The organism is Escherichia sp. E2748, assembly GCF_005781125.1.
Lineage (GTDB): Bacteria > Pseudomonadota > Gammaproteobacteria > Enterobacterales > Enterobacteriaceae > Escherichia.
The window spans coordinates 231,898-258,244 of sequence record NZ_VATP01000003.1; the positions used below are offsets into that span (position 1 = coordinate 231,898).

Annotated in this window: 29 protein-coding genes; 15 read left to right on the forward strand and 14 right to left on the reverse strand. The window is 52.7% G+C overall.

All coding sequences use genetic code 11. The features are described 5' to 3' along the window. Positions 1-206 precede the first annotated feature (206 nt). The 6 genes from FEK42_RS06795 to FEK42_RS06820 all read left to right on the forward strand — a co-directional run bounded on the left by FEK42_RS06795 (position 207) and on the right by FEK42_RS06820 (position 5,442). Positions 207-1,361: an AgaS family sugar isomerase gene (locus FEK42_RS06795; RefSeq protein ID WP_135493003.1), complete on the forward strand. Its 1,155-nt coding sequence runs from the start codon at positions 207-209 to the stop codon at positions 1,359-1,361. Positions 1,362-1,373: 12 nt separating this feature from the next. Further along, a complete protein-coding gene (gene kbaY / locus FEK42_RS06800) occupies positions 1,374-2,234 on the forward strand; it encodes a tagatose-bisphosphate aldolase subunit KbaY (protein WP_100774560.1) in 861 nt (286 codons plus the stop codon). Between the two features lie 166 nt (positions 2,235-2,400). Continuing rightward, positions 2,401-2,877: a PTS galactosamine transporter subunit IIB gene (gene agaB, locus FEK42_RS06805; RefSeq protein WP_135493004.1), complete on the forward strand. Its 477-nt coding sequence runs from the start codon at positions 2,401-2,403 to the stop codon at positions 2,875-2,877. 38 nt (positions 2,878-2,915) lie between these two features. Further along, positions 2,916-3,719 (forward strand): PTS galactosamine transporter subunit IIC, encoded by an 804-nt coding sequence (gene agaC / locus FEK42_RS06810; protein WP_130204632.1) that lies wholly within the window; start codon positions 2,916-2,918, stop codon positions 3,717-3,719. Next, complete coding sequence (gene agaD, locus FEK42_RS06815; RefSeq protein WP_130204630.1) at positions 3,709-4,500, forward strand: PTS galactosamine transporter subunit IID; 792 nt, start codon at positions 3,709-3,711, stop codon at positions 4,498-4,500. The genes agaC and agaD overlap by 11 nt, the downstream gene beginning before the upstream one ends. A 174-nt stretch (positions 4,501-4,674) precedes the next feature. After that, positions 4,675-5,442 carry a galactosamine-6-phosphate isomerase gene (locus tag FEK42_RS06820; protein ID WP_135493033.1) on the forward strand — a complete coding sequence of 256 codons (768 nt, stop codon included), beginning with the start codon at positions 4,675-4,677 and terminating at the stop codon, positions 5,440-5,442. Between the two features lie 54 nt (positions 5,443-5,496). Here the strand turns inward: FEK42_RS06820 and rsmI are convergent, their stop codons facing one another. Continuing rightward, complete coding sequence (gene rsmI, locus FEK42_RS06825) at positions 5,497-6,360, reverse strand: 16S rRNA (cytidine(1402)-2'-O)-methyltransferase (protein ID WP_135493005.1); 864 nt, start codon at positions 6,358-6,360, stop codon at positions 5,497-5,499. 64 nt (positions 6,361-6,424) lie between these two features. On the opposite strand from rsmI, the gene lpoA reads away from it, so the two are divergent. The 4 genes from lpoA to dolP are packed head-to-tail and all read left to right on the forward strand — an operon-like array spanning position 6,425 to position 10,009. Further along, positions 6,425-8,461, forward strand: coding sequence for a penicillin-binding protein activator LpoA (gene lpoA / locus FEK42_RS06830; protein WP_135493006.1), 2,037 nt, complete (start codon positions 6,425-6,427; stop codon positions 8,459-8,461). Next, complete coding sequence (locus FEK42_RS06835; RefSeq protein WP_130204624.1) at positions 8,419-8,814, forward strand: YraN family protein; 396 nt, start codon at positions 8,419-8,421, stop codon at positions 8,812-8,814. The genes lpoA and FEK42_RS06835 overlap by 43 nt, the downstream gene beginning before the upstream one ends. 19 nt (positions 8,815-8,833) lie before the next feature. Further along, a complete protein-coding gene (gene diaA, locus FEK42_RS06840) occupies positions 8,834-9,424 on the forward strand; it encodes a DnaA initiator-associating protein DiaA (protein ID WP_001158034.1) in 591 nt (196 codons plus the stop codon). 9 nt (positions 9,425-9,433) lie between these two features. Beyond that, entirely contained in the window at positions 9,434-10,009 is a 576-nt protein-coding gene (gene dolP / locus FEK42_RS06845; RefSeq protein WP_000646037.1) for a division/outer membrane stress-associated lipid-binding lipoprotein, read from the forward strand. A gap of 101 nt (positions 10,010-10,110) precedes the next feature. Here the strand turns inward: dolP and FEK42_RS06850 are convergent, their stop codons facing one another. Next, positions 10,111-11,151, reverse strand: a complete 1,041-nt coding sequence (locus FEK42_RS06850; protein ID WP_135493007.1) for a permease — start codon at positions 11,149-11,151, stop codon at positions 10,111-10,113. A 72-nt stretch (positions 11,152-11,223) separates the two neighbouring features. Further along, on the reverse strand, positions 11,224-11,859 hold the full coding sequence (locus FEK42_RS06855; protein ID WP_000084526.1) for an NAD(P)H-binding protein: 636 nt from the start codon (positions 11,857-11,859) through the stop codon (positions 11,224-11,226). A 127-nt stretch (positions 11,860-11,986) separates the two neighbouring features. Here FEK42_RS06855 and yhbO point away from each other — a divergent pair, with 127 nt between their 5' ends. Beyond that, the gene (gene yhbO, locus FEK42_RS06860) at positions 11,987-12,505 is read left to right on the forward strand and encodes a protein/nucleic acid deglycase (protein WP_000037608.1); all 519 of its coding nucleotides are present in this window, start codon (positions 11,987-11,989) and stop codon (positions 12,503-12,505) included. Here yhbO and FEK42_RS06865 read toward each other — a convergent pair. Continuing rightward, positions 12,485-12,928: a YhbP family protein gene (locus tag FEK42_RS06865; RefSeq protein ID WP_130204618.1), complete on the reverse strand. Its 444-nt coding sequence runs from the start codon at positions 12,926-12,928 to the stop codon at positions 12,485-12,487. The genes yhbO and FEK42_RS06865 overlap by 21 nt on opposite strands. A gap of 50 nt (positions 12,929-12,978) precedes the next feature. Here FEK42_RS06865 and yhbQ point away from each other — a divergent pair, with 50 nt between their 5' ends. Then, on the forward strand, positions 12,979-13,281 hold the full coding sequence (yhbQ, locus tag FEK42_RS06870; protein WP_135493008.1) for a DNA damage response exodeoxyribonuclease YhbQ: 303 nt from the start codon (positions 12,979-12,981) through the stop codon (positions 13,279-13,281). On the opposite strand, the gene FEK42_RS06875 is transcribed toward yhbQ, so the two are convergent. Both FEK42_RS06875 and FEK42_RS06880 read right to left on the reverse strand, forming a co-directional pair. Next, positions 13,268-13,771, reverse strand: coding sequence for an N-acetyltransferase (locus FEK42_RS06875; protein WP_000908553.1), 504 nt, complete (start codon positions 13,769-13,771; stop codon positions 13,268-13,270). The genes yhbQ and FEK42_RS06875 overlap by 14 nt on opposite strands. Next, the gene (locus FEK42_RS06880; protein WP_046081285.1) at positions 13,765-14,289 is read right to left on the reverse strand and encodes an SCP2 domain-containing protein; all 525 of its coding nucleotides are present in this window, start codon (positions 14,287-14,289) and stop codon (positions 13,765-13,767) included. Before FEK42_RS06880 ends, FEK42_RS06875 begins: the two co-directional genes overlap by 7 nt. A gap of 208 nt (positions 14,290-14,497) precedes the next feature. Here FEK42_RS06880 and FEK42_RS06885 point away from each other — a divergent pair, with 208 nt between their 5' ends. From FEK42_RS06885 to FEK42_RS06895, 3 genes are all read left to right on the forward strand, one after another. Continuing rightward, a complete protein-coding gene (locus tag FEK42_RS06885; RefSeq protein WP_059270998.1) occupies positions 14,498-15,493 on the forward strand; it encodes a peptidase U32 family protein in 996 nt (331 codons plus the stop codon). 8 nt (positions 15,494-15,501) lie between these two features. Then, a complete protein-coding gene (locus FEK42_RS06890; RefSeq protein ID WP_135493009.1) occupies positions 15,502-16,380 on the forward strand; it encodes a U32 family peptidase in 879 nt (292 codons plus the stop codon). A gap of 80 nt (positions 16,381-16,460) precedes the next feature. Continuing rightward, positions 16,461-17,468: an LLM class flavin-dependent oxidoreductase gene (locus tag FEK42_RS06895; RefSeq protein ID WP_000130415.1), complete on the forward strand. Its 1,008-nt coding sequence runs from the start codon at positions 16,461-16,463 to the stop codon at positions 17,466-17,468. Positions 17,469-17,585: 117 nt separating this feature from the next. On the opposite strand, the gene mtr is transcribed toward FEK42_RS06895, so the two are convergent. The 8 genes from mtr to rbfA all read right to left on the reverse strand — a co-directional run bounded on the left by mtr (position 17,586) and on the right by rbfA (position 26,201). Then, positions 17,586-18,830 (reverse strand): tryptophan permease, encoded by a 1,245-nt coding sequence (gene mtr / locus FEK42_RS06900; protein ID WP_138211773.1) that lies wholly within the window; start codon positions 18,828-18,830, stop codon positions 17,586-17,588. 153 nt (positions 18,831-18,983) lie between these two features. Beyond that, positions 18,984-20,885: an ATP-dependent RNA helicase DeaD gene (deaD, locus tag FEK42_RS06905; protein ID WP_130204606.1), complete on the reverse strand. Its 1,902-nt coding sequence runs from the start codon at positions 20,883-20,885 to the stop codon at positions 18,984-18,986. Then, complete coding sequence (gene yrbN, locus FEK42_RS06910) at positions 20,878-20,958, reverse strand: protein YrbN (RefSeq protein WP_010723222.1); 81 nt, start codon at positions 20,956-20,958, stop codon at positions 20,878-20,880. Before yrbN ends, deaD begins: the two co-directional genes overlap by 8 nt. 106 nt (positions 20,959-21,064) lie before the next feature. Beyond that, the gene (gene nlpI / locus FEK42_RS06915; RefSeq protein WP_000802080.1) at positions 21,065-21,949 is read right to left on the reverse strand and encodes a lipoprotein NlpI; all 885 of its coding nucleotides are present in this window, start codon (positions 21,947-21,949) and stop codon (positions 21,065-21,067) included. A gap of 108 nt (positions 21,950-22,057) precedes the next feature. Next, positions 22,058-24,193: a polyribonucleotide nucleotidyltransferase gene (gene pnp / locus FEK42_RS06920; protein ID WP_135493010.1), complete on the reverse strand. Its 2,136-nt coding sequence runs from the start codon at positions 24,191-24,193 to the stop codon at positions 22,058-22,060. Positions 24,194-24,437: 244 nt separating this feature from the next. Next, the gene (gene rpsO, locus FEK42_RS06925; protein WP_000059470.1) at positions 24,438-24,707 is read right to left on the reverse strand and encodes a 30S ribosomal protein S15; all 270 of its coding nucleotides are present in this window, start codon (positions 24,705-24,707) and stop codon (positions 24,438-24,440) included. A gap of 148 nt (positions 24,708-24,855) precedes the next feature. After that, positions 24,856-25,800 (reverse strand): tRNA pseudouridine(55) synthase TruB, encoded by a 945-nt coding sequence (gene truB / locus FEK42_RS06930; RefSeq protein WP_130204602.1) that lies wholly within the window; start codon positions 25,798-25,800, stop codon positions 24,856-24,858. Further along, positions 25,800-26,201, reverse strand: a complete 402-nt coding sequence (rbfA, locus tag FEK42_RS06935) for a 30S ribosome-binding factor RbfA (protein WP_001040205.1) — start codon at positions 26,199-26,201, stop codon at positions 25,800-25,802. The genes truB and rbfA overlap by 1 nt, the downstream gene beginning before the upstream one ends. Between the last annotated feature and the right edge of the window lie 146 nt (positions 26,202-26,347).

Genomic DNA, 26,347 nt, shown 5'->3' on the forward strand with positions numbered 1-26,347 from the left:
ACGCCGCATGCGGAAATCCCTTTTGCTTCCCTTGTCTTTTCTTTCAACGATCACAGATTTCGTTTTATTTCTTTTTTCTCCATTGAACTTTCAGTTTCTTTTCTATAGATTTTAATCAACGAAAGAAATCACCAAGTGAAATGAAACGAAAGGCTAACGAAAGCTACCACGCCGGAAGTCAAGTTCATCAGACTAAGGATTGAGTTATGTCAGAAAATTACACCCCTGCTGCCGCGACCACCGGTACATGGACCGAAGAAGAGATCCGTCATCAGCCTCGCGCATGGATCCGTTCCCTCACCAACATCGACGCGTTACGTTCCGCGCTCAGTAACTTCCTTGAACCGTTACTGCGCAAAGAGAATCTGCGGATCATCCTGACCGGAGCCGGAACCTCGGCATTTATCGGTGACATCATCGCGCCGTGGCTCGCCAGCCATACCGGTAAAAACTTCAGCGCCGTACCAACCACCGATCTGGTCACTAATCCGATGGACTACCTGAACCCAGCTCATCCGCTGCTGTTGATCTCCTTCGGGCGTTCCGGCAACAGCCCGGAAAGCGTTGCCGCCGTGGAACTGGCGAATCAGTTTGTACCCGAGTGCTATCACCTGCCGATCACCTGCAACGAAGCGGGCGATCTTTACCAAAACGCGATCAACAGCGACAACGCGTTTGCCCTGCTGATGCCCGCAGAAACACACGATCGCGGCTTTGCGATGACCAGCAGCATTACCACCATGATGGCCAGCTGCCTCGCGGTTTTCGCACCTGAGACGATCAACAGCCAGAGCTTCCGCGATGTGGCGGATCGTTGCCAGGCGATCCTGACCTCACTGGGCGATTTCAGCGAAGGTGTGTTTGGTTACGCACCGTGGAAACGGATCGTTTATCTCGGTAGCGGTGGCTTACAGGGCGCAGCACGCGAGTCGGCGCTGAAAGTGCTGGAACTAACGGCGGGTAAACTGGCGGCCTTTTATGATTCCCCGACCGGATTCCGTCATGGACCAAAATCGCTGGTCAATAACGAAACGCTGGTGGTGGTATTTATCTCCAGCCACCCTTACACCCGTCAGTATGATCTTGATCTGCTGGCAGAACTCCGCCGTGACAACCAGGCAATGCGCGTAATCGCCATCGCCGCGGAAAGTAACGATGTTATCGCCGCTGGCCCGCATATCATCCTGCCGCCATCCCGTCACTTTATCGACGTTGAACAGGCATTTTGCTTCCTGATGTACGCCCAGACGTTTGCACTGATGCAGTCGTTGCACATGGGCAATACGCCGGATACCCCATCCGCCAGTGGCACCGTAAACCGCGTGGTGCAAGGCGTAATCATTCATCCGTGGCAGGCATAAGAGGATCGCATTATGAGCATTATCTCCACCAAATATCTGTTACAGGACGCCCAGGCCAATGGCTACGCGGTGCCAGCCTTTAACATTCATAACGCCGAGACGATCCAGGCGATCCTCGAAGTATGTAGCGAAATGCGATCGCCAGTGATCCTCGCCGGGACGCCGGGGACCTTTAAACATATTGCGCTAGAAGAGATTTACGCTCTGTGTAGCGCCTATTCCACAACCTACAACATGCCGCTGGCGCTGCATCTCGACCACCACGAATCACTCGATGATATTCGCCGAAAAGTCCACGCAGGCGTACGCAGTGCGATGATCGACGGCAGTCACTTCCCATTTGCCGAGAACGTGAAGCTGGTGAAATCGGTTGTCGGCTTCTGCCACTCGCAGGATTGCAGCGTGGAAGCAGAACTGGGCCGTCTGGGCGGTGTTGAAGATGACATGAGCGTCGACGCCGAAAGTGCATTCCTGACCGATCCACAAGAAGCTAAACGCTTTGTCGAACTGACTGGCGTCGACAGCCTGGCGGTAGCGATTGGTACGGCGCACGGCTTATACAGCAAAACGCCGAAGATTGATTTCCAGCGGCTGGCGGAAATTCGTGAAGTGGTGGATGTTCCTCTGGTGCTGCATGGTGCCAGCGATGTCCCGGATGAATTTGTCCGCCGCACTATTGAGCTTGGTGTAACAAAAGTGAACGTTGCCACGGAATTGAAAATTGCCTTCGCAGGTGCGGTAAAAGCCTGGTTTGCGGAAAATCCGCAGGGTAATGATCCTCGTTATTATATGCGCGTCGGTATGGATGCGATGAAAGAAGTCGTCAGAAATAAAATTAATGTCTGTGGTTCAGCGAATCGAATTTCCGCGTAATCATTAATTTTATACGATTTTTCAGAATGCACTGCCCGATTAATATCGGGTAGTGCCTTAACGGCAAAGGAGATAACTAAACCTTAATAAATACATCAGTACAATATCGCAACAATAATATATTTAAAAAGATTATATTATTCAACTTTATGGTGAGGATTACACAATGAGCAGTCCAAATATTCTCTTAACCCGTATTGATAACCGTCTGGTTCATGGCCAGGTTGGCGTGACCTGGACATCCACTATCGGTGCGAATCTGCTGGTAGTCGTGGATGATGTCGTCGCTAACGATGATATTCAACAGAAATTGATGGGGATTACCGCAGAAACCTACGGCTTTGGCATTCGTTTCTTTACTATCGAAAAAACCATTAATGTTATCGGAAAAGCTGCGCCGCTTCAGAAGATCTTCCTGATTTGCCGTACGCCACAAACGGTACGTAAATTGGTAGAAGGTGGTATTGACCTGAAAGATGTCAACGTCGGTAATATGCATTTCTCGGAAGGGAAAAAGCAAATCAGCAGTAAAGTGTATGTCGATTCTCAAGATCTCACGGACTTACATTTTATTAAACAACGCGGCGTAAATGTTTTTATCCAGGACGTCCCCGGCGATCAAAAAGAACAAATTCCTGACTAAATTTAAAATCGCCTTAATATTGGTTTGAGGTAATAAAAATGCATGAAATAACCCTAATTCAGGGGCTATCCCTGGCGGCGTTAGTTTTCGTTCTGGGGATTGATTTTTGGCTGGAAGCCTTATTTTTATTCCGCCCGATAATCGTTTGTACCCTCACTGGCGCTATTCTCGGTGATATTCAGACTGGCTTAATTACCGGTGGTCTGACAGAGCTGGCTTTCGCCGGATTAACCCCTGCCGGGGGTGTTCAGCCGCCCAACCCGATTATGGCGGGTCTGATGACCACAGTCATTGCATGGTCTACGGGCGTTGATGCCAAAACGGCAATTGGTCTTGGCCTGCCGTTTAGTTTGTTAATGCAGTACGTCATTCTGTTCTTCTATTCGGCATTCTCATTATTTATGACCAAAGCCGATAAATGCGCGAAAGAGGCGGATACAGCAGCGTTTTCCCGACTTAACTGGACAACGATGCTAATTGTCGCTTTAGCGTATGCGGTGATTGCTTTCCTCTGTACTTACCTGGCGCAGGGCGCGATGCAGGCGCTGGTGAAGGCGATGCCCGCCTGGCTGACCCACGGCTTTGAAGTGGCTGGCGGCATTCTACCTGCCGTTGGTTTTGGTCTGCTGCTGCGCGTGATGTTCAAAGCGCAATATATCCCTTACCTGATCGCTGGTTTCCTGTTTGTTTGCTACATCCAGGTCAGCAACCTGTTGCCGGTTGCCGTGCTGGGCGCAGGCTTTGCGGTGTATGAGTTTTTCAATGCGAAATCCCGGCAGCAAGCGCAACCGCAGCCCGTTGCCAGTAAAAATGAAGAAGAGGACTACAGCAATGGGATCTGAAATCAGTAAAAAAGATATCACCCGTCTGGGCTTTCGTTCGTCGCTGCTGCAAGCGAGCTTTAACTACGAAAGGATGCAGGCGGGCGGTTTTACCTGGGCGATGTTGCCGATCCTGAAAAAGATTTATAAGGACGACAAACCGGGCTTAAGCGCAGCGATGAAAGATAACCTCGAATTTATTAATACCCATCCGAATCTGGTCGGATTCCTGATGGGATTGTTAATTTCGATGGAAGAGAAAGGGGAAAACCGCGACACCATTAAAGGCCTCAAAGTGGCGCTGTTCGGCCCAATCGCCGGAATTGGCGATGCGATTTTCTGGTTCACTTTGTTGCCGATTATGGCGGGAATTTGCTCATCATTTGCCAGCCAGGGAAACCTGCTGGGGCCGATTCTGTTCTTCGCCGTGTACCTGATTATCTTTTTCCTCCGCGTTGGCTGGACCCACGTTGGTTATTCGGTCGGCGTAAAGGCTATCGATAAAGTTAGAGAAAACTCGCAGATGATCGCCCGTTCGGCAACCATCCTCGGGATCACGGTAATTGGCGGGCTGATCGCTTCATATGTGCATATTAACGTGGTGACGTCGTTTGCTATCGACAGTACCCACAGCGTCGCTCTGCAACAGGATTTCTTCGATAAAGTCTTCCCGAATATTTTGCCGATGGCTTATACCCTGCTGATGTATTACTTCCTACGGGTGAAAAAAGCGCATCCGGTGCTGTTAATCGGCGTGACTTTTGTGCTTTCCATCGTTTGTTCCGCCTTCGGCATTTTATAAATAAAACGAGGCACTGCGTCTGGCGGTGCCTCAGATTGTTAACAAAGATCGCTTTGTTCATGCCGGATGCGGCGTTACCGCCTTATCCGGCCTACAAAATCATGCAAATTCAATATATTGCAGAAACGATGTAGGCCTGATAAGCGTAGCGCATCAGGCAATTTTGCGTTTGCCATCGGTCTGAGCATCGCACCTGACGGAGCCTCTTTACTTAAGGAATTTCATCCTGTGCAAATCCTTCAGCAAGTTGAAAACTATACGGCGTTAAGTGAACGCGCCAGCGAATATTTATTGGGTGTGATTCGTAGTAAACCGAACGCCGTGATCTGCCTGGCGACCGGAGCCACGCCATTACTGACGTATTATTATCTGGTGGAGAAAATTCACCAGCAGCATATTGATGTCAGCCAGCTGACCTTCGTCAAGCTCGACGAATGGGTGGATCTGCCATTAACCCTGCCCGGCACCTGCGAAACCTTCCTTCAGCAACATATCGTACAGCCGCTGGGGCTACGTGAAGACCAGTTCATCAGCTTTCGCTCTGAAGATATTAACGAGACGGAGTGTGAGCGGGTAACGAACCTGATTGCGCTCAAAGGTGGTATCGATTTGTGCGTACTTGGACTGGGGAAAAACGGTCATCTGGGGCTGAACGAGCCGGGAGAAAGCCTGCAACCGGCCTGCCATATCAGCCAACTTGATGCCAGAACGCAGCAACATGAAATGTTAATAACCGCGGGTCGCCCCGTAACCCGGGGGATCACCTTAGGACTGAAGGATATTCTCAATGCCCGCGAAGTTTTGCTACTGGTGACTGGCGAAGGAAAGCAGGATGCAACAGCGCGTTTTCTCACGGCTAAAGTCTCCACCGCTATCCCGGCTTCGTTTTTATGGCTGCATAACCATTTCACATGCGTGATTGATGAGATGTGTCGTCGTTAACTCGCCTGGTACAGGCGTTGTAGCTCTATTCCTGCTGCGACGCCTGTAATCAAATCACTCCCCTTGCTGCTCCAGCGCGTACTTATACAGCGCGTTTTTCTTCACGCCGTGAATTTCTGCTGCCAGCGCCGCCGCTTTTTTCAGCGGAAGCTCGGCCTGTAACAGCGCCAGCGTGCGCAGTGCATCGGCGGGTAAGTCGTCTTCCTGCGCCTTATGGCCTTCGACAATCAGCACCATTTCGCCTTTGCGGCGGTTTTCATCTTCCTTTACCCACGCCAGCAGCTTGCCAACGGGCGCGCCGTGAATGGTTTCCCAGGTTTTGGTGAGCTCACGTGCCAGCACCACGTAGCGCGATTCGCCCAATACCGCAACGATATCTTCCAGGCTATCTAACAGACGGTGGGTCGATTCATAAAAAATCAGCGTACGTGGTTCCGCTTCAATGGCTTTCAACGCATCGCGACGACCTTTTGATTTGGCAGGCAGGAAGCCTTCATAACAAAAACGATCTGATGGTAAACCCGCAGCGCTTAACGCAGTGATGGCAGCACATGGCCCCGGTAGTGGCACTATGCGAATCCCCGCTTCACGGCAGGTACGCACCAGATGGTAGCCAGGATCGTTAATTAGCGGCGTTCCAGCATCGGAAACCAGCGCAATGTTTTGCCCCTCTTGCAGCTTCGCCAGCAGCGTTTCGGCTTTTTGTTGTTCATTATGGTCATGAAGCGCGAACAACCGGGCGTTTATCCCAAAATGTTGCAGCAGTAAACCGGTATGACGGGTATCCTCGGCAGCAATCAGATCAACGGCCTGCAATACCTCAAGCGCACGCTGGGTAATGTCCGCCAGATTACCGATTGGCGTAGGTACAATATAGAGCTGGCCTTGAGAATTATCCGCCGATTGGTGTTGTTTCATTGTGTCGTCCGTATTGCCGATTTAATATTGAGCATTGCGTAAAAAAAATATCACTGGATACATTATGGTACCCTCAACATTTTCTCGTTTGAAAGCCGCGCGTTGTCTGCCTGTTGTTCTGGCAGCCCTAATTTTCGCCGGTTGTGGCACCCATACCCCCGATCAGTCCACTGCCTACATGCAGGGGACGGCGCAGGCCGATTCTGCCTTTTATCTACAGCAGATGCAGCAAAGCTCTGATGATACCAGGATCAACTGGCAATTACTCGCCATTCGTGCACTGGTGAAAGAAGGCAAAACCGGGCAAGCGGTGGAGTTGTTTAACCAACTACCGCAAGAACTAAACGATACCCAGCGTCGCGAGAAAACGCTGCTGGCGGTAGAAATCAAGCTGGCGCAAAAAGATTTTACTGGCGCACAGACCTTGTTGGCAAAAATCACGCCAACCGATTTAGAACAAAATCAGCAGGCGCGCTACTGGCAGGCGAAAATCGATGCCAGCCAGGGACGTCCTTCCATTGAATTACTGCGTGCGTTAGTCGCCCAGGAACCTCTGCTCGGCGCGAAGGAAAAGCAACAGAATATTGACGCTACCTGGCAAGCGCTATCGTCCATGACCCAACAGCAGGCGAATACGCTGGTGATTAACGCCGACGAAAATATCCTGCAAGGCTGGCTGGATCTGCAACGCGTCTGGTTTGATAACCGTAACGATCCCAACATGATGAAAGCCGGGATCGCCGACTGGCAAAAACGTTATCCGAACAACCCGGGCGCGAAAATGCTGCCAACACAGTTGGTAAACGTAAAAGCTTTCAAACCAGCGTCAACCAATAAAATCGCCCTGCTGCTGCCGTTGAATGGTCAGGCTGCGGTATTTGGTCGCACAATTCAGCAAGGCTTTGAAGCGGCGAAAAACATTGGCACTCAGCCAGTGGCGGTTCAGGTAGCTACCGCGCCTGCCGCTGACGTGGCAGAACAACCCCAGCCGCAAACCGTGGATGGCGTTGCCAGCCCGGCACAAGCCTCGGTTAGCGATTTAACGGGTGAAGAAACCGCAGCACAGCCGGTGCCTGTAAGCGCCCCTGCGGCAAGTACTGCGGCGGTAAGCACGCCAGCGAATCCAGCCGCAGAACTGAAAATCTACGATACCTCTTCGCAACCGCTTAGCCAGATCTTAAGCCAGGTTCAGCAAGACGGCGCGAGCATTGTGGTCGGTCCGCTGCTGAAAAATAATGTTGAGGAGTTGCTGAAGAGCAACACTCCACTGAACGTTCTGGCGCTGAATCAGCCGGAAAATATCGAAAACCGCGCTAATATCTGTTACTTCGCGCTATCGCCGGAAGATGAAGCACGCGATGCGGCACGTCATATTCGTGACCAGGGGAAACAGGCGCCGCTGGTGCTGATCCCGCGCAGTTCGCTTGGCGACCGCGTAGCAAACGCCTTCGCGCAAGAGTGGCAGAAATTGGGTGGCGGTACCGTTCTGCAACAAAAATTTGGTTCCATCAGCGAATTACGCGCGGGCGTGAATGGCGGCTCCGGCATCGCTTTAACGGGTAGCCCGATTACCCCCAGAGCGACAACTGATTCCGGCATGACCACAAACAACCCGACGCTGCAAACCACACCAACCGATGACCAGTTCACTAATAACGGTGGTCGTGTCGACGCGGTCTATATTGTGGCAACGCCGGGCGAAATCGCTTTCGTCAAACCGATGATCGCCATGCGTAACGGCAGCCATAGCGGTGCAACGCTGTACGCCAGTTCCCGCAGCGCACAAGGCTCCGCTGGCCCTGATTTCCGACTTGAGATGGAAGGATTACAGTACAGCGAGATCCCGATGCTGGCAGGCGGTAATCTGCCGTTAATGCAGCAGGCGCTCAGCGCAGTGAATAACGATTATTCGCTGGCTCGCATGTATGCAATGGGTGTTGATGCATGGTCGCTGGCAAATCATTTCTCACAAATGCGCCAGGTTCAGGGTTTTGAAATCAACGGTAATACCGGAGGTCTGACGGCTAACCCGGATTGCGTGATTAACAGGAAGTTATCATGGCTACAGTACCAACAAGGTCAGGTAGTCCCCGCCAGTTAACCACTAAACAGACTGGCGATGCGTGGGAAGTACAAGCGCGTCGCTGGCTGGAAGGCAAAGGACTGCGGTTTATCGCCGCTAACGTGAACGAGCGTGGCGGCGAGATCGATCTGATAATGCGTGAAGGCCAGACCACCGTTTTTGTCGAAGTGCGCTACCGCCGCTCTGCCCTATACGGCGGCGCGGTAGCCAGTGTGACCCGCAGCAAACAACACAAATTATTACAGACTGCCCGCTTGTGGCTCGCGCGTCATAATGGGAGTTTTGATACTGTGGATTGCCGGTTCGATGTGGTAGCCTTCACCGGGAATGAGGTTGAGTGGATTAAGGATGCCTTTAATGACCACTCATAATTAAGGTTTAAGGATTAGCGTGCAAGAAAGAATTAAAGCTTGCTTCACTGAAAGCATTCAAACTCAAATTGCGGCGGCAGAGGCGCTTCCGGATGCCATCTCCCGTGCAGCCATGACGCTGGTTCAGTCTCTGCTCAATGGCAACAAAATCCTCTGTTGTGGTAATGGAACCTCCGCTGCCAACGCACAGCATTTTGCTGCCAGCATGATCAACCGTTTCGAAACGGAGCGGCCCAGCCTACCTGCCATTGCACTAAATACTGATAATGTTGTCTTAACGGCGATTGCCAACGATCGCTTACATGATGAAGTGTATGCAAAACAGGTACGAGCGCTGGGTCATGCGGGAGATGTATTGTTAGCCATTTCTACTCGCGGTAACAGTCGCGATATCGTTAAAGCTGTTGAAGCCGCCGTTACGCGTGATATGACCATTGTGGCATTGACCGGCTATGACGGCGGTGAACTTGCAGGTTTGTTAGGGCCACAGGATGTGGAGATCCGCATTCCTTCGCATCGTAGTGCTCGCATTCAGGAAATGCATATGCTGACGGTAAATTGCCTGTGCGATCTGATCGATAACACGCTTTTCCCTCACCAGGATGATTAAGGAGAATACATGAAGGCATTATCGCCAATCGCAGTCCTTATTTCCGCGCTGCTGTTACAAGGTTGTGTTGCCGCTGCCGTAGTGGGTACCGCTGCTGTGGGTACCAAAGCCGCAACTGACCCACGCAGTGTCGGTACCCAGGTGGACGATGGTACTCTGGAAGTGCGCGTGAACAGCGCATTGTCGAAAGACGAGCAGATTAAGAAAGAAGCGCGCATTAATGTAACGGCCTATCAGGGCAAAGTGCTGCTGGTTGGGCAGTCACCAAACTCTGAACTTTCGGCTCGCGCCAAACAGATTGCTATGGGCGTAGATGGCGCGAATGAAGTGTATAACGAGATTCGTCAGGGCCAGCCGATTGGTCTGGGCGAAGCATCTAACGATACGTGGATCACCACCAAAGTGCGTTCGCAGCTGTTAACCAGCGATCTGGTGAAATCGTCCAACGTGAAAGTGACTACCGAAAACGGTGAAGTGTTCCTGATGGGGCTGGTGACTGAACGTGAAGCGAAAGCAGCGGCAGATATTGCCAGCCGGGTTAGCGGCGTGAAGCGTGTAACCACAGCGTTTACGTTTATTAAATAGCCGCTCTTGTAATGCCTGATGCGACGCTTGCCGCGTCTTATCAGGCCTACAACGATACAAAACGTAGGCCGGATAAGGCGCTCGCGCCGCATCCGGCATATTTAGAACAACAGCGCCAGCCCGCCGACAATCACTCCAGACACTGCCACCATCGCCCCCGTCAGCCATAAGGCTTTTGCCGGGAACGCTTTACGCAACATTATCAGCGACGGCAAACTTACCGCCGGGAGCGTCATCAACAATGCCAGCGCCGGAGCAGTTCCCATACCTGCCAGCATCATCGTTTGCACAATTGGAATTTCTGCCGCCGTCGGAATGACAAACAAGCATCCTGCTACCGCCATCGCCACCACCCACATCAGGCTGTTATCGACCGCACCATCAGCATGGGGGAATAACCAGACACGAGCGGCCCCCAACGCCAGTACAGCAAGGATATAAACCGGGATCGTGCTCCAGAAAAGCGTCCATAGCGCTCTGCCCCAGCGGCTAAAAAACCCGCCCTGCGATTCCGGTATGTCAATTTCGACCGGTGCCTGCGTTTGCGGTGTTTCACGCACCCATTTTTGCACCAGCGTCGCAATCAGCAACACCATCACCAGCCCCGCCACCAGACGAATCGCGGCAAAGCCCCAGCCGAGGACAAATCCCATAAACACCAGCGTCGCCGGGTTTAACAACGGATTCCCCATCCAGAATGCCAGCGCACCGCCCATCGACACTTGTTGGCGACGCATCCCCGCCGCGACCGGAGCCGCACAGCAGGTACACATCATACCCGGCAGCGAAAACAGCGTTCCCAGCAGCGTGCCGCGAAAGCGCGATTGCCCAAGCGTGCGCAGCAGCCAGTCACGCGGGATCAGCACCTGAATCAACGAGCCGAGGATCACACCCAGCACCGCCGCTTTCCATACCGCGAGGAAATAGATCATCGCGTAATCCCACGCCGCTTGCCACGGATTAGCATCCGCCTGCGCAAGGATAGATTTACCGATACTGTGGGTTTCAGCGGCAGTAAACGCTTTGCCGTAATAAAGTTGCCATTTCACATACCAGAGACCGGCAATGACAACGAGAAAGAAAAGCGCGGGTTTCCACCACTGAATGGGCGTTGCCGCCTGAGATGAAGACTGACCAGTCATAGCATTCCCCAGGAATAAGTTATGATAATTGAGCGCGTGAATATTACGCTCACCATCAATTCTTGGGAATAATTATTCAGCTCTTTTGCGTAATTCTGAAGAGCTTAAAATGGTCACACCTTCATGCTCTGGCCGCATCGCCTCTGCCAGCATGACCCGCGCCACGTCTCTCGCATCAATGGATTTCCAGTTACCGGGTAACAAACGGAACAGCGGCGCAAAAAGCGTTTCGTTCATCCGCTGTTTGCTACGATCGCCCAGCAACATCGACGGGCGAGCGATGGTTAGTTTCGGCCAGTTCTGGGCGATTAATGCTTCTTCCATCTCCCCTTTGACGCGGTTATAGAAAAACGGCGAGTGGGCATTGGCACCCATAGCACTAACCACCAGCATATGCTGAGCGCCCAGTCGCCGCCCGGTTAATGCGGTGTCCACAACCAGCGTGTAATCGGCATGAATAAACGCCTCTTTGCTCCCCGCTTCTCGCCGCGTGGTGCCGAGACAACAAAACACAATGTCGATGGGATCGGTGACCTGCGCCAGCGCGTCGGTCAGTTGCGGATCATGGGGATTAAACACGCCAGGCATATCGCCCAACGGGCGTCGCGTCGGCGCGGCTATGGCGTTAACTTTCGGTTCATTAATCAACATCCGCAGCAGGTGACCGCCCACCAGCCCCGTTGCGCCTGTAATCAGTACCTGACTCATCTTCGCTCCTTTACAGAATTGTCCGCCTTGCGCTCCCTGGTACATGCACCAGGCTTAATAGTCTACGAGGTAATTATCCCCGATCGTGAGAAATTCGCCTCATCCAATGCAACAACGCGGAGGAAACATGAGTAAGAAGATTGCCGTTTTAATCACTGATGAATTTGAGGATTCAGAATTCACTTCACCCGCAGACGAGTTCCGTAAAGCCGGACACGAAGTGATTACCATTGAAAAACAAGCGGGTAAAACGGTGAAAGGCAAAAAAGGAGAAGCCAGCGTGACCATCGATAAATCCATCGATGAAGTGACGCCAGCAGAGTTTGATGCCCTGCTGCTACCAGGCGGTCATTCACCGGATTATCTGCGTGGCGACAACCGTTTTGTCACCTTTACCCGAGATTTTGTGAATAGCGGCAAACCTGTTTTCGCCATCTGTCACGGCCCGCAGCTGCTGATCAGCGCCGATGTGATTCGGGGGCGCAAACTGACCGCCGTTAAACCGATCATTATTGATGTTAAAAACGCGGGCGCGGAATTTTACGATCAGGAAGTGGTGGTCGATAAAGATCAGCTGGTTACCAGCCGAACACCGGACGATTTGCCAGCGTTTAACCGCGAGGCGTTACGCCTGCTCGGTGCCTGAATTACGTAGCCAAATCATTTTTTTACCAAAGCCCAGCGTATTGTCGGTGAATTTGATTTCATCGAGCCGGATTTCCCACACCGGCGCCGACAGCATTCGGGCAACCGGAAAGCGACGATTGTACGCCTTGCGCGCGTGGTCGCTTTCCTCACCTTCCAGCCTGCGGATCTCGCCTTTAAACTGCACGCCACGGATTAACGCTACCGTTTTCGGCTGCCCGTTTACCGTTCCGGCAACCGCCGCCTGCGGCCCGCTCATCTGCGCGTGGCGCGTTTTTTCTTCCGTCAAAATGTAGAAGGCAACTTTCTGCGCATCAAAAAGATAAAAGGCATTAGCGCACCAGAGTTCCCCTTCCTGCTGCACACACCAGGTGACAACATGTTGTTTTGCCAGCCAACGGCTGATGGCGGTGAGTGTTTCCATTGCTGTTCTCTTTTATACTGTGGGCCAGACCTTAACATGTGACGCAGACGATGACACCCTGGTTTCTTTACTTGATCCGTACCACCGACAATAAGCTTTATACCGGGATCACCACGGATGTCGAACGCCGCTATCAGCAACATCAGAGCGGCAAAGGGGCAAAAGCACTGCGTGGGAAAGGTGAACTAACGCTGGCGTTTTCCGCGCCAGTGGGTGACCGTTCGCTGGCACTACGGGCGGAATATCGCGTTAAGCAACTGACCAAACGGCAAAAAGAGCGTCTGGTAGCGGAAGGCGCAGGGTTTGCAGAGCTATTAAGGAGTCTGCAAACCCCGGAGATTAAAAGCGATTGAAGTGATCGTGATACTCAACCAGCCCGGTTACGCCGTTCAGCGCGTCATCCGCTAAACGATGTACCTGGAAGGCGCTTTCAGTGCCCGGCCAGCGGCAACGCAGATCGTGATGCGCCGCCAGTTCAAAGCCGAAACGACTGTACAGCGCCGGATCGCCCAGCGTCACCACTGCGGCATAGCCGAACTCATTAAGCGAATCGAGTCCTTCATAGACCAGTTGGCGTGCCAGCCCCTGTCCACGGTATTTTTCATCAACCGCCAACGGAGCCATGCCGACCCATTGCAGGTCTTCGCCCTGCACATCTACCGGACTGAATGCCACATAGCCAATGACCTGACCTTCGTCATCTGTCGCCACCAGGCCCAGCGTCAGAAAGCCATCTTCACGCAGATCGTGAACCAGCTTCGCTTCCGCATCGCTTTCGAATGAACGACGCAGCAGGGCATCAATACCCGGCGCATCAATGGGAATTTCTACTCGAATTAGCATGGTTCACCTACCGATGTCTGTTTGGTTTCAGGCGCGGTTTTCATTCCCGCCTCAACAAAATCCGCCAGTTGCAGCAGCATCATACGTAAGGCTTTCGGCATCTGCTCCAGTTCAATGGCGTCCATCAGGTTTTTCACATACAGCCCCAGCTCCGTATCGCCTTCAATCATCAGCCGACGCTGGAAGAAGAGCGTGTCTGGATCTTGTTTACGCGCCGCAATCATCAGCAGATCGCTGGCGTCGGCACTAAAACTCACATCAGCTTGCGCGTTCTGGCTGACAACCAGTTTGCCATTCACCACCGAGGTAAACCATTGCAGGTCAATATCACGCACATGAATACTTAACCAGCGGCCTTCAAGAAACTCCAGCTCGCCGTCGTCCAGCGCCTGACGGAATTGCCAGCTTAAGACCTGCTCAAGAACCTGGCGTTTAAGCGCAAATGGCGTCAGTTTTACCGGTACACTCAACAGAGATGGCCCCAAATGCACAATGCGGGAACGCAGTTTATCCAACACGAGTTTTACTCCCTGCTTCAACAATCATCCTATTTTGCCATATTGGAAAAATAACATGGCGGTATAAATCAACAATTCCATATGAAATTGCTGCTACCACCAATACAACTTTAACTGCCTTAAATCAAAAATTGTCGCAGCAGGGTTAACTAAAATCCCAGTTCGTTAACATTTTTGCGCTTTGACTGCGCAACCTTCAGGAAAAATTATGGAGCTGCTCTGCCCTGCCGGAAATCTCCCGGCGCTTAAGGCGGCCATCGAAAACGGCGCAGATGCTGTTTATATCGGGCTAAAAGATGATACTAATGCCCGTCACTTCGCCGGCCTTAACTTTACCGAGAAAAAATTGCAGGAAGCGGTGAGTTTTGTTCATCAACATCACCGCAAACTTCACATCGCAATTAACACTTTTGCGCATCCGGACGGTTACGCCCGTTGGCAGCGCGCCGTGGATATGGCGGCGCAGCTGGGTGCCGACGCGCTGATCCTCGCCGACCTCGCCATGCTGGAGTACGCCGCCGAGCGATACCCGCATATTGAGCGTCATGTGTCAGTGCAGGCTTCGGCAACCAATGAAGAGGCGATTAACTTCTATCATCGCCATTTTGACGTTGCCCGCGTGGTGCTGCCGCGCGTGTTGTCGATTCATCAGGTGAAACAACTGGCGCGGGTTACCCCTGTACCGCTGGAAGTGTTCGCTTTCGGCAGCCTGTGCATTATGTCGGAAGGCCGTTGCTATCTGTCGTCGTATCTGACGGGGGAATCGCCCAACACCGTGGGCGCGTGTTCTCCGGCCCGCTTCGTGCGCTGGCAACAAACGCCGCAGGGGCTGGAATCCCGCCTGAACGAAGTGCTGATCGACCGTTATCAGGACGGCGAAAACGCAGGTTATCCGACGCTGTGTAAAGGGCGTTATCTGGTGGACGGCGAGCGTTATCACGCGCTTGAAGAACCAACCAGTCTCAATACCCTGGAACTGCTGCCGGAGTTAATGGCGGCAAATATTGCTTCGGTGAAAATTGAAGGCCGCCAGCGTAGCCCGGCGTATGTCAGCCAGGTGGCGAAAGTCTGGCGTCAGGCTATCGACCGTTGTAAGGCCGATCCGCAAAACTTCGTACCGCAAAGCGCGTGGATGGAGACGCTCGGGTCGATGTCCGAAGGCACGCAGACCACCCTTGGCGCGTATCACCGTAAATGGCAGTGAGAAAAGCAATGAAATATTCCTTAGGGCCGGTGCTGTGGTACTGGCCAAAAGAGACGCTGGAAGAATTTTATCAGCAGGCCGCAGCCAGCAGCGCCGACGTGATTTATCTTGGTGAAGCGGTATGCAGCAAGCGCCGGGCAACCAAAGTTGGCGACTGGCTGGAGATGGCAAAATCGCTCGCCGGAAGTGGCAAGCAGATTGTGCTCTCCACGCTGGCGCTTGTGCAGGCATCCTCCGAACTGGGCGAACTGAAACGCTATGTTGAGAACGGTGAGTTTCTGATTGAAGCCAGCGATCTCGGCGTGGTGAATATGTGCGCTGAGCGCAAACTGCCGTTCGTCGCCGGGCATGCGCTGAACTGCTACAACGCGGTGACGCTGAAAATATTGCTTAAACAGGGCATGATGCGCTGGTGTATGCCGGTGGAACTTTCCCGCGACTGGCTGGTGAATCTGCTTAATCAGTGCGATGAACTGGGCATTCGCAACCAGTTTGAAGTGGAAGTCTTGAGCTACGGTCATCTGCCACTGGCCTACTCCGCCCGCTGCTTTACCGCGCGTTCGGAAGACCGCCCGAAAGATGAGTGTGAAACCTGCTGCATTAAGTATCCGAACGGGCGCAACGTGCTGTCGCAGGAAAACCAACAAGTGTTTGTACTCAACGGCATTCAGACCATGAGCGGCTACGTTTACAACCTCGGTAACGAGCTGGCATCCATGCAGGGATTGGTTGATGTGGTCCGCCTGTCACCGCAGGGTACTGACACTTTCGCGATGCTCGACGCCTTCCGCGCCAATGAAAATGGCGCAGCGCCACTGCCGTTGACGGCAAACAGCGATTGTAACGGCTACTGGAAGCGGCTGGCGGGGCTGGAGCTGCAAGCCTAAGTATATAGCTCACTTTGTTAACAACGTTAACTACTCTTTAATGCAGTATTAAAGATTAATCGGTAACAAAGTGAGCTGTTATGACTGATAAAACCATTCCGTTTTCGCTACTCGATCTGGCCCCCATTCCCGAAGGTTCTTCAGCACGAGAAGCGTTCTCCCACTCTCTCGACCTCGCCCGTCTGGCTGAAAAGCGCGGCTATCATCGCTACTGGCTGGCTGAACACCACAATATGACCGGCATTGCCAGTGCTGCAACGTCGGTATTGATTGGCTATCTGGCGGCGAATACCACCACGCTGCATCTGGGTTCCGGCGGCGTGATGTTGCCTAACCACTCACCGTTGGTCATTGCCGAACAGTTCGGCACGCTTAATACACTCTATCCGGGGCGAATCGATTTAGGGCTGGGACGTGCTCCAGGTAGCGATCAGCGGACAATGATGGCGCTACGTCGTCATATGAGCGGCGATATTGATAATTTCCCCCGCGATGTCGCGGAGCTGGTGGACTGGTTTGACGCCCGCGATCCCAATCCGCATGTGCGCCCGGTACCGGGCTATGGTGAGAAAATCCCGGTGTGGTTGCTAGGCTCCAGCCTTTACAGTGCGCAACTGGCAGCGCAGCTTGGTCTGCCGTTCGCGTTTGCCTCACACTTCGCGCCGGATATGCTGTTCCAGGCGCTGCATCTTTATCGCAGCAACTTCAAACCGTCAGCACGGCTGGAAAAACCGTACGCGATGGTGTGCATCAATATTATCGCCGCCGACAGCAACCGCGATGCCGAATTCCTGTTTACCTCGATGCAGCAAGCCTTTGTGAAGCTGCGCCGCGGCGAAACCGGGCAACTGCCGCCGCCGATTCAAAATATGGATCAGTTCTGGTCGCCGTCCGAGCAGTATGGCGTGCAGCAGGCACTGAGTATGTCGCTGGTGGGCGATAAAGCGAAAGTGCGTCATGGTTTGCAGTCGATCCTGCGCGAAACCGACGCCGATGAGATTATGGTTAACGGGCAGATTTTCGACCACCAGGCGCGCCTGCATTCGTTTGAGCTGGCGATGGATGTTAAGGAAGAGTTGTTGGGATAGTGTGTTTTAACGCGGGAAGCCTTATCCGAGCTGGCAACGCTGTCCTACGTAGGCCTGATAAGCGAAGCACATCAGGCATTGTGTAGGCAGCAGACATGTCGGATAAGGCACCGCTGATTACTGATACACCGGCAGCAAATTAAAGCTCGATAAAATATGGATCAATGCGTTACCAACGCCAAACACCAGAATCAGCACAATCATCGGTTTGCCGCCCCAGACGCGGAATTTCGGGCTGCCAAAGCGTTTACGCGATGCGCGGGCCAACAGCGCCGGAACAATTGCCGCCCAGATGGTAGCCGCTAAACCGGCATAACCAATGGCGTACAGGAATCCGTTCGGGAACAGCAGACCACCAACGACAGGCGGGGCAAAGGTCAACAGTGCCGTTTTCAAGCGGCCCACAGCTGAGTCGTCGAAACCAAACAGATCCGCCAGATAGTCAAACAAACCCAGCGTTACGCCAAGGAACGAACTCGCTACCGCAAAGTTTGAGAACACGACCAGCAGAAGGTCCAGGCTACGGCTGTTCAGCACGCCGCTTAACGCCTGTACCAGCACATCAATATTACCGCCCTTCTCGGCGATGCCGATAAACTCCGGACGAGGGATGTTGCCCATCGTCGCCAGCAACCAGATAGTATACAGCGCCAGCGCCATCAGCGTACCGTATACCAGGCATTTCACGATGGTTTTCGGATCTTTGCCGTAATACTTCATCAGGCTTGGCACGTTACCGTGATAACCAAACGACGCCAGGCAGAACGGCAGGGTCATCAGCAAATACGGCGCATAAGATGCATTGCTTTCGGCGACGTTGAACAATGTCGCAGGCTGTACATGCCCCAGCAGGCTACCGAAGGTGAGGAAGAAGGTAATGACTTTCGCCCCCAGCACAATCGCCGTCATCCGGCTGACCGCTTTGGTGCTCAACCACACCACAAACGCCACCAACAGTGCAAAACCAAAACCCGCCGCGCGTGCCGGGACGTTCAGCGACATCTCCGCGAAGGTGTGATGCAGAATCGAACCACTGGCAGAAATATAGGCATAGGTCAGGATATAGAGCACAAAGGCAATGGAAATGCCGTTGACCACGTTCCAGCCTTTGCCCAGCAAATCTTTGGTGATGGTGTCAAAACTCGAACCGATCCGGTAATTCAGGTTAGCTTCCAGAATCATCAATCCGGAATGCAGCATGCAGAACCAAGTGAAGATCAGCGCCGCCATTGACCAGAAGAACCACGCACCGGACATGACCACTGGCAGAGAAAACATCCCTGCGCCAATAATGGTGCCGCCGATAATCACCACGCCGCCAAGCAGCGACGGTGACGTTTGGGTGGTGGTTAGTGTTGCCATGTGGGCTTCTCTCCAGTGAAAAATAGTGCGACTGCGTTGTTATGCATTGCACTGTACCAGTACACGAGTACAAAAGACAGAAAAAAAGCCCCGATTGTTAAAATCGGGGCTGTATATATTATTTTACAGATTGTGTTCGCTGTTCAGCGATGATTACGCATCACCACCGAAACGACGGCGACCGGTAGAGTCATCACGACGCGGTGCGCGGCCTTCACGACGTTCGCCGCTAAAACGACGACCATCACCACGACCACCTTCACGGCGTTCACCGCTGAAGTTACGACCGCCTTCACGACCACCTTCACGACGCTCGCCACTGAAACCACGACCACCGCCACGACGCTCACCGCCAGTATGCGGCTGTGCATCGCCCAGTAACTGCATGTTCATCGGCTTGTTGAGAATGCGAGTGCGCGTAAAGTGTTGCAGCACTTCACCCGGCATACCTTTCGGCAGTTCGATGGTGGAGTGAGAAGCAAACAGCTTGATGTTACCGATGTAACGGCTGCTGATGTCGCCTTCGTTAGCAATCGCGCCAACGATATGACGAACTTCAACACCATCATCACGGCCCACTTCAATGCGGTACAGCTGCATATCGCCAACGTCACGACGTTCACGACGCGGACGATCTTCACGGTCGCCGCGCGGGCCACGGTCGTTACGATCGCGCGGACCACGATCATCACGGTCACGGAATTCACGTTTCGGACGCATCGGCGCATCTGGCGGAACAATCAGAGTACGTTCACCCTGTGCCATTTTCAGCAGGGCGGCTGCCAGAGTTTCGAGATCCAGCTCTTCACCTTCTGCAGTCGGCTGAATTTTGCTCAGCAGTGCGCGGTATTGATCCAGATCGCTGCTTTCCAGCTGCTGCTGTACTTTAGCGGCGAATTTTTCCAGACGGCGTTTGCCCAGCAGTTCTGCGTTCGGCAGTTCTACTTCCGGAATAGTCAGCTTCATAGTACGTTCAATGTTGCGCAGCAGACGACGCTCGCGGTTCTCAACGAACAGCAGCGCGCGGCCAGCACGACCCGCACGACCGGTACGACCGATACGGTGAACGTAAGACTCAGAATCCATCGGGATATCGTAGTTAACCACCAGGCTGATACGCTCAACGTCCAGGCCACGGGCCGCAACGTCGGTCGCAATCAGGATGTCCAGACGACCATCTTTCAGGCGTTCCAGTGTCTGCTCACGCAGCGCCTGGTTCATGTCACCGTTCAGCGCGGCGCTGTTGTAGCCGTTACGCTCAAGAGCTTCAGCCACTTCCAGAGTCGCGTTTTTGGTACGAACGAAGATAATCGCCGCATCAAAATCTTCCGCTTCCAGGAAACGTACCAGTGCTTCGTTTTTACGCATGCCCCAGACAGTCCAGTAGCTCTGGCTGATGTCAGGACGGGTCGTTACGCTGGACTGAATGCGCACTTCCTGCGGCTCTTTCATAAAGCGGCGGGTAATGCGACGAATCGCTTCCGGCATGGTTGCAGAGAACAGAGCGGTCTGATGACCTTCCGGGATCTGCGCCATAATGGTTTCAACGTCTTCGATGAAGCCCATGCGCAGCATTTCGTCAGCTTCATCCAGAACCAGACCGCTCAGTTTAGAGAGGTCCAGAGTGCCACGTTTCAGGTGGTCCAGCAGACGGCCCGGAGTACCGACAACGATCTGCGGCCCCTGACGCAGGGCGCGTAATTGCACGTCATAACGCTGGCCGCCGTACAGGGCAACCACGTTTACGCCGCGCATGTGTTTAGAGAAATCCGTCATTGCTTCAGCAACCTGTACCGCCAGTTCGCGGGTCGGTGCCAGCACCAGAATCTGTGGTGCTTTCAGCTCAGGATCAAGATTCTGCAGCAGAGGTAAAGAGAATGCTGCAGTTTTTCCGCTCCCCGTCTGGGCCATACCCAGAACGTCGCGGCCATTCAGCAGATGTGGAATACACTCTGCCTGAATTGGAGATGGTTTTTCGTAACCCAGATCGTTAAGGGCTTCAAGGATAGGAGCCTTCAGGCCCAGATCTGCAAAAGTGGTTTCGAATTCAGCCATGTAGTACGTGTGCCTCAAAATTAATGGCGGCCAGTCTACATAACTCATCATGAAATTGATCAGCAATTTTCATTGAAAAGTGTGAACCGGCTCAAAGTAGGTGTATTAACGAACAACAACGCCCTCACCCGTTAAGGTGATGGCAATCAAATAAGATTACGGGCTGATGTGTACGTCAGCTATTGCTGGTCCGATTCTGCCAGGTCATCTTGGTCCTGGCCCAGGAGCGATAATTCCAACAATGCGTATCGGTGCTCAACAAAGTTATGAACGTTGTTGGCAACCGCCAGTTTGAACAGTGCCGTGGCGCTGTCCAAATCCCCCAGACTTAGGTAGTACTTACCTAAATAGAAGTTGGTTTCACTGAGATGCTCAGCGAGCGAGGTGTTATCCGTTGCGTCCGCCTTGAGCCTTTCCATTAACGTTTGTTCGCTAATGTTGCCCAGGTAGAACTCGACAATGTTCCATCCCCACTGTTCCTTGTCCGATTTTTCGAAGTGCTGTTTCAACACTTCTTTAGCCTGCTTCTCATCGAGCTTCTGCTCGGCGAGATAAAGCCACAGACTACGGAAAGGATCATTGGGATCGTCTTGATAAAACGCCAGCAGATCATCTTGCGCTAACTTGTCACGACCGCCGTAATATAATGCGATCCCGCGATTCAAGTGCGCGTAGTTGTAAGTTGGATCAAGCTCAAGTACAGAATCAAACGCTTCATAGGCAGCATCAAAATTGCCTGCCTGCGTTAAATATATGCCTAAGTAATTGAATACTTCAGGCATATCTGGTCGGATTGCCAGCGCTTGCGAAAAATCGTTACGCGCTAATGCCCTCAGACCGAGACTATCATACAACACTCCGCGCTCATATAAAAGCTGTGCGCGTTCGTCATCGGTTAAAGCCCGACTGGCAAGGATTTGTTCCATACGTGCCAGAATCACTTCCTGCTGTAAAGTCGGTTGCAATGGTACCGCGAGGACTTCACTTTTACGCCAGGAAGTATTACTGCATCCTGCAAGCGTAAGTGCTGTCGCAACGAAACACCAGCGCAAAAAAGGCTTCATTTCCCACTCCCGAAGACCACGGTTGAATGAACGTCCTGTTCCCGGTTGCTAACAAGGCGTCCTGCCCGGTTAAAAGCCCCCCGCCGCAGCGGAGGGCAAATGGCAACCTTACTCGCCCTGTTCAGCAGCCGGAGATTCCGGTGCTGCAGCAGGTTGAGACTGCTCAGTCGCTTCTTTAATGCTCAGACGGATACGGCCCTGGCGATCAACTTCCAGAACTTTCACCGGTACTTCCTGACCCATCTGCAGGTAATCGGTCACTTTCTCAACGCGTTTGTCAGCGATTTGAGAGATGTGGACCAGACCTTCTTTACCGCCACCAATGGCAACAAATGCGCCAAAGTCAACGATACGGGTCACTTTACCATTGTAGACGCGGCCCACTTCGATTTCTGCAGTGATCTCTTCGATACGACGAATTGCGTGTTTCGCTTTCTCGCCATCGGTCGCTGCGATCTTCACAGTACCGTCATCTTCAATTTCGATGGTGGTGCCTGTTTCTTCGGTCAGAGCACGGATTACAGAACCGCCTTTACCGATAACATCTTTGATCTTGTCCGGGTTGATCTTGATGGTATGGATACGCGGTGCGAACTCAGAGATATCGCCACGCGGCGCGTTGATCGCCTGTTCCATTACACCCAAGATGTGCAGACGCGCACCTTTAGCCTGGTTCAGTGCAACCTGCATGATCTCTTTGGTGATACCTTCAATTTTGATATCCATCTGCAGTGCAGAGATACCGTCGCGGGAACCCGCAACTTTGAAGTCCATATCGCCCAGGTGATCTTCGTCACCCAAAATGTCAGACAGTACAACGTAGTTGTCGCCTTCTTTCACCAGACCCATCGCGATACCCGCAACAGCGGCTTTGATCGGCACACCTGCGTCCATCAGCGCCAGAGACGCGCCGCACACGGAAGCCATAGAAGAGGAACCGTTGGATTCGGTGATTTCAGACACAACACGTACGGTGTACGGGAATTTGTCCATATCCGGCATTACTGCCAGCACGCCGCGCTTCGCCAGACGACCGTGGCCAATTTCACGACGCTTCGGAGAACCGACCATGCCGGTTTCACCTACGGAGTACGGAGGGAAGTTGTAGTGGAACAGGAAGGTGTCAGTACGTTCGCCCATCAGTTCATCAAGAACTTGCGCGTCACGTGCAGTACCCAGCGTTGCGGTAACCAGCGCCTGCGTTTCACCACGGGTGAACAGCGCAGAACCGTGAGTACGCGGCAGCACGCCAGTACGCACATCCAGACCACGGATCATATCTTTTTCACGACCGTCGATACGCGGTTCGCCTGCCAGTACGCGGCTACGAACAACATTTTTCTCGATAGCGTGCAGAATTTCACCCAGTTCGTTTTCGTCCAGGGTTTCATCTTCAGCAAGCAGCGTAGCGATGGTTTCAGATTTGATGACATCAACCTGCGCATAACGCTCTTGTTTGTCGGTGATGCGGTAAGCATCGCTCAGACGAGCTTCAGCCAGTGCAGCAACGCGCGCGTTCAGCGCTTCGTTTACCGGCTCCGGCTGCCAGTCCCAACGCGGTTTACCGGCTTCTTTCACCAGTTCATTGATGTTCTGAATAACAACCTGCTGTTGTTCATGACCGAACACTACTGCGCCCAGCATCTGGTCTTCGCTCAGCAGTTCAGCTTCAGATTCAACCATCAGTACAGCGGCTTCAGTACCCGCAACAACCAGATCCAGTTTGCTCTCTTTCAGCTCGTCCTGAGTCGGGTTCAGTACATACTGGTCATTGATGTAACCTACGCGGGCAGCACCAATCGGGCCATTGAACGGAATACCAGACAGAGACAGTGCTGCGGAAGCACCAATCATCGCGACGATATCTGGGTTAACCTGCGGGTTAACAGAAACCACGGTGGCGATAACCTGAACTTCGTTGACGAAGCCTTCCGGGAACAGCGGGCGAATCGGGCGGTCAATCAGACGCGCGATCAGGGTTTCGCCTTCGCTTGGGCGGCCTTCACGACGGAAGAAGCTACCCGGGATACGACCAGCAGCGTAGGTACGCTCCTGATAGTTAACGGTCAGTGGGAAGAAGTCCTGACCTGGTTTGGCTTTTTTCTGGCCGACAACGGTAACAAATACCGCGGTGTCATCCATGCTAACCATAACAGCGGCAGTGGCTTGACGCGCCATCATGCCGGTTTCCAGAGTCACGGTGTGTTGGCCGTACTGGAATTTACGAACGATCGGATTAAGCAATGTAATACCCTTTTCTTTCTTAGACAGCACCTTACGGTACTGGTGTTAATACCCGATCTTCTGCGCATCCTCGCGACTAATGACAACCCTAACCCAGCCAAATGTGGGTAAAGCCTCTCATTAGCCGCGCGAACCTCTGCAACGGAAGATCATTCATAGCAACAATACATTAGTTTCCAGTGAATTGCTGCCGTCAGTTTGAAAAAAGGGGCCACTCAGGCCCCTTTTCTGAAACTCGCAAGAATTAGCGACGCAGACCCAGGCGCTCGATGAGCTGGGTGTAACGTGCTACGTCTTTACGTTTCAGGTAGTCGAGCAGTTTACGACGCTGAGAAACCATGCGCAGCAGACCACGACGGCTGTGGTGATCTTTTTTGTGCTCTGCAAAGTGACCCTGCAGGTGGTTGATCTGTGCAGTCAGCAGCGCTACCTGAACTTCGGTAGAACCGGTGTCGTTTTCACCACGACCAAACTCAGAAACGATTTTAGCTGTTGCTTCAGTACTTAGAGACATTTTAAAACTCCAAAGTATATAGAATGAAAGGACGCCGATCTCTAATTCAGCGATCCCAGTGTACGTTACGCAAAGTGTTAAACAATTTACGCGACGTTAAGCGGCAGTATTCTACTCGTAGCGACCTGTTATCGCAAGATGGTTAACATTACGCCGGATATTCAACCACCAGGCGACGAGGCGCAACGCGGCCTTCATCGTCAATTTCACCCATACCGATAAACTTGCCATTCTCACCTTCTGTAACACGAACCAGTCCTTCCAGCGGCGCACCAGATGTACGAACTGGATTACCATTTTTGAAGTAAACAGAAGACGTTAACGGAAGATTCACCACCGGATAGTCCGAAGCTGGACTGTCCATTGGCATCAGTAATGGATCAAGTAACTCCGCAGCCGGAATATCCTGCTGTTCAGCTTGCTCAACAAGTTCACGCAGGTGCTCCAGGGTCACCATCCGTTCAACCGGATATTTACTTACCGCCAGACGGCGCAGGTAAATAACATGCGCGCCACAGCCGAGTTTTTCACCCAGGTCGTCAACGATAGTGCGGATATAAGTGCCTTTTGAGCAGTGAATTTCCAGCTCCAGCTCATTGCCTTCATGGCGAATAAACAGCAATTCATAAACGGTAATCGGGCGCGCTTCACGTGGAACTTCAATGCCCTGACGCGCGTATTCGTACAGTTTTTTGCCCTGATATTTCAGTGCTGAATACATCGAAGGGATCTGTTCGATATCGCCACGGAAAGTATCCAGCGCCGCCGCCAGTTGCTCTGCACTAAAGGTTACCGGACGCTCCTCAACGATTTGTCCATCTGCGTCAGAAGTATCGGTACGCTGTCCAAGACGCGCAATCACCCGATAGCGTTTGTCGGAGTCCAGCAGATACTGGGAAAACTTCGTCGCTTCCCCGAGGCAAATCGGCAACATGCCAGTTGCCAGCGGGTCCAGCGCACCGGTGTGTCCGGCACGGTTGGCGTTATATATACGTTTCACTTTTTGCAGCGCATCGTTGCTGGACATACCCTGCGGTTTATCCAGCAACAAAACGCCGTTAATGTCGCGACCGCGACGACGAGGACGACTCATTAGTCCTCCTTGCTGTCGTCCGGGTTAACACGACGTTCTTCGTCATGTTTGACCACGCTGGTCACCAGATTTGACATACGCATCCCTTCAACCAGTGAGTTGTCGTAGAAGAAGGTCAGTTCCGGCACGATACGCAGACGCATCGCTTTACCCAGCAGACTGCGGATGAAACCAGAAGCTTCCTGCAACGCTTTGATGCCCGCTTTAACCGCGTCTTCATCTTTGTCGTTGAGGAACGTCACATATACTTTGGCATACGCCAGGTCACGAGACATTTCGACACCGGAAACGGTGGTCATCATGCCCAGACGAGGATCTTTAATTTCACGCTGCAGGATGAGAGCGATCTCTTTTTGCATTTCCTGCGCTACGCGCTGCGGGCGACCAAATTCTTTCGCCATAATAAATTCTCCTGACAAAAAAGGGGCTGTTAGCCCCTTTTTAAAATTAATTTCAGGTGGAAGGGCTGTTCACATAGGCCTGATAAGACGCGCCAGCGTCGCATCAGGCAATCCATGCCGGATGCGGCGTAAACGCCTTATCCCGC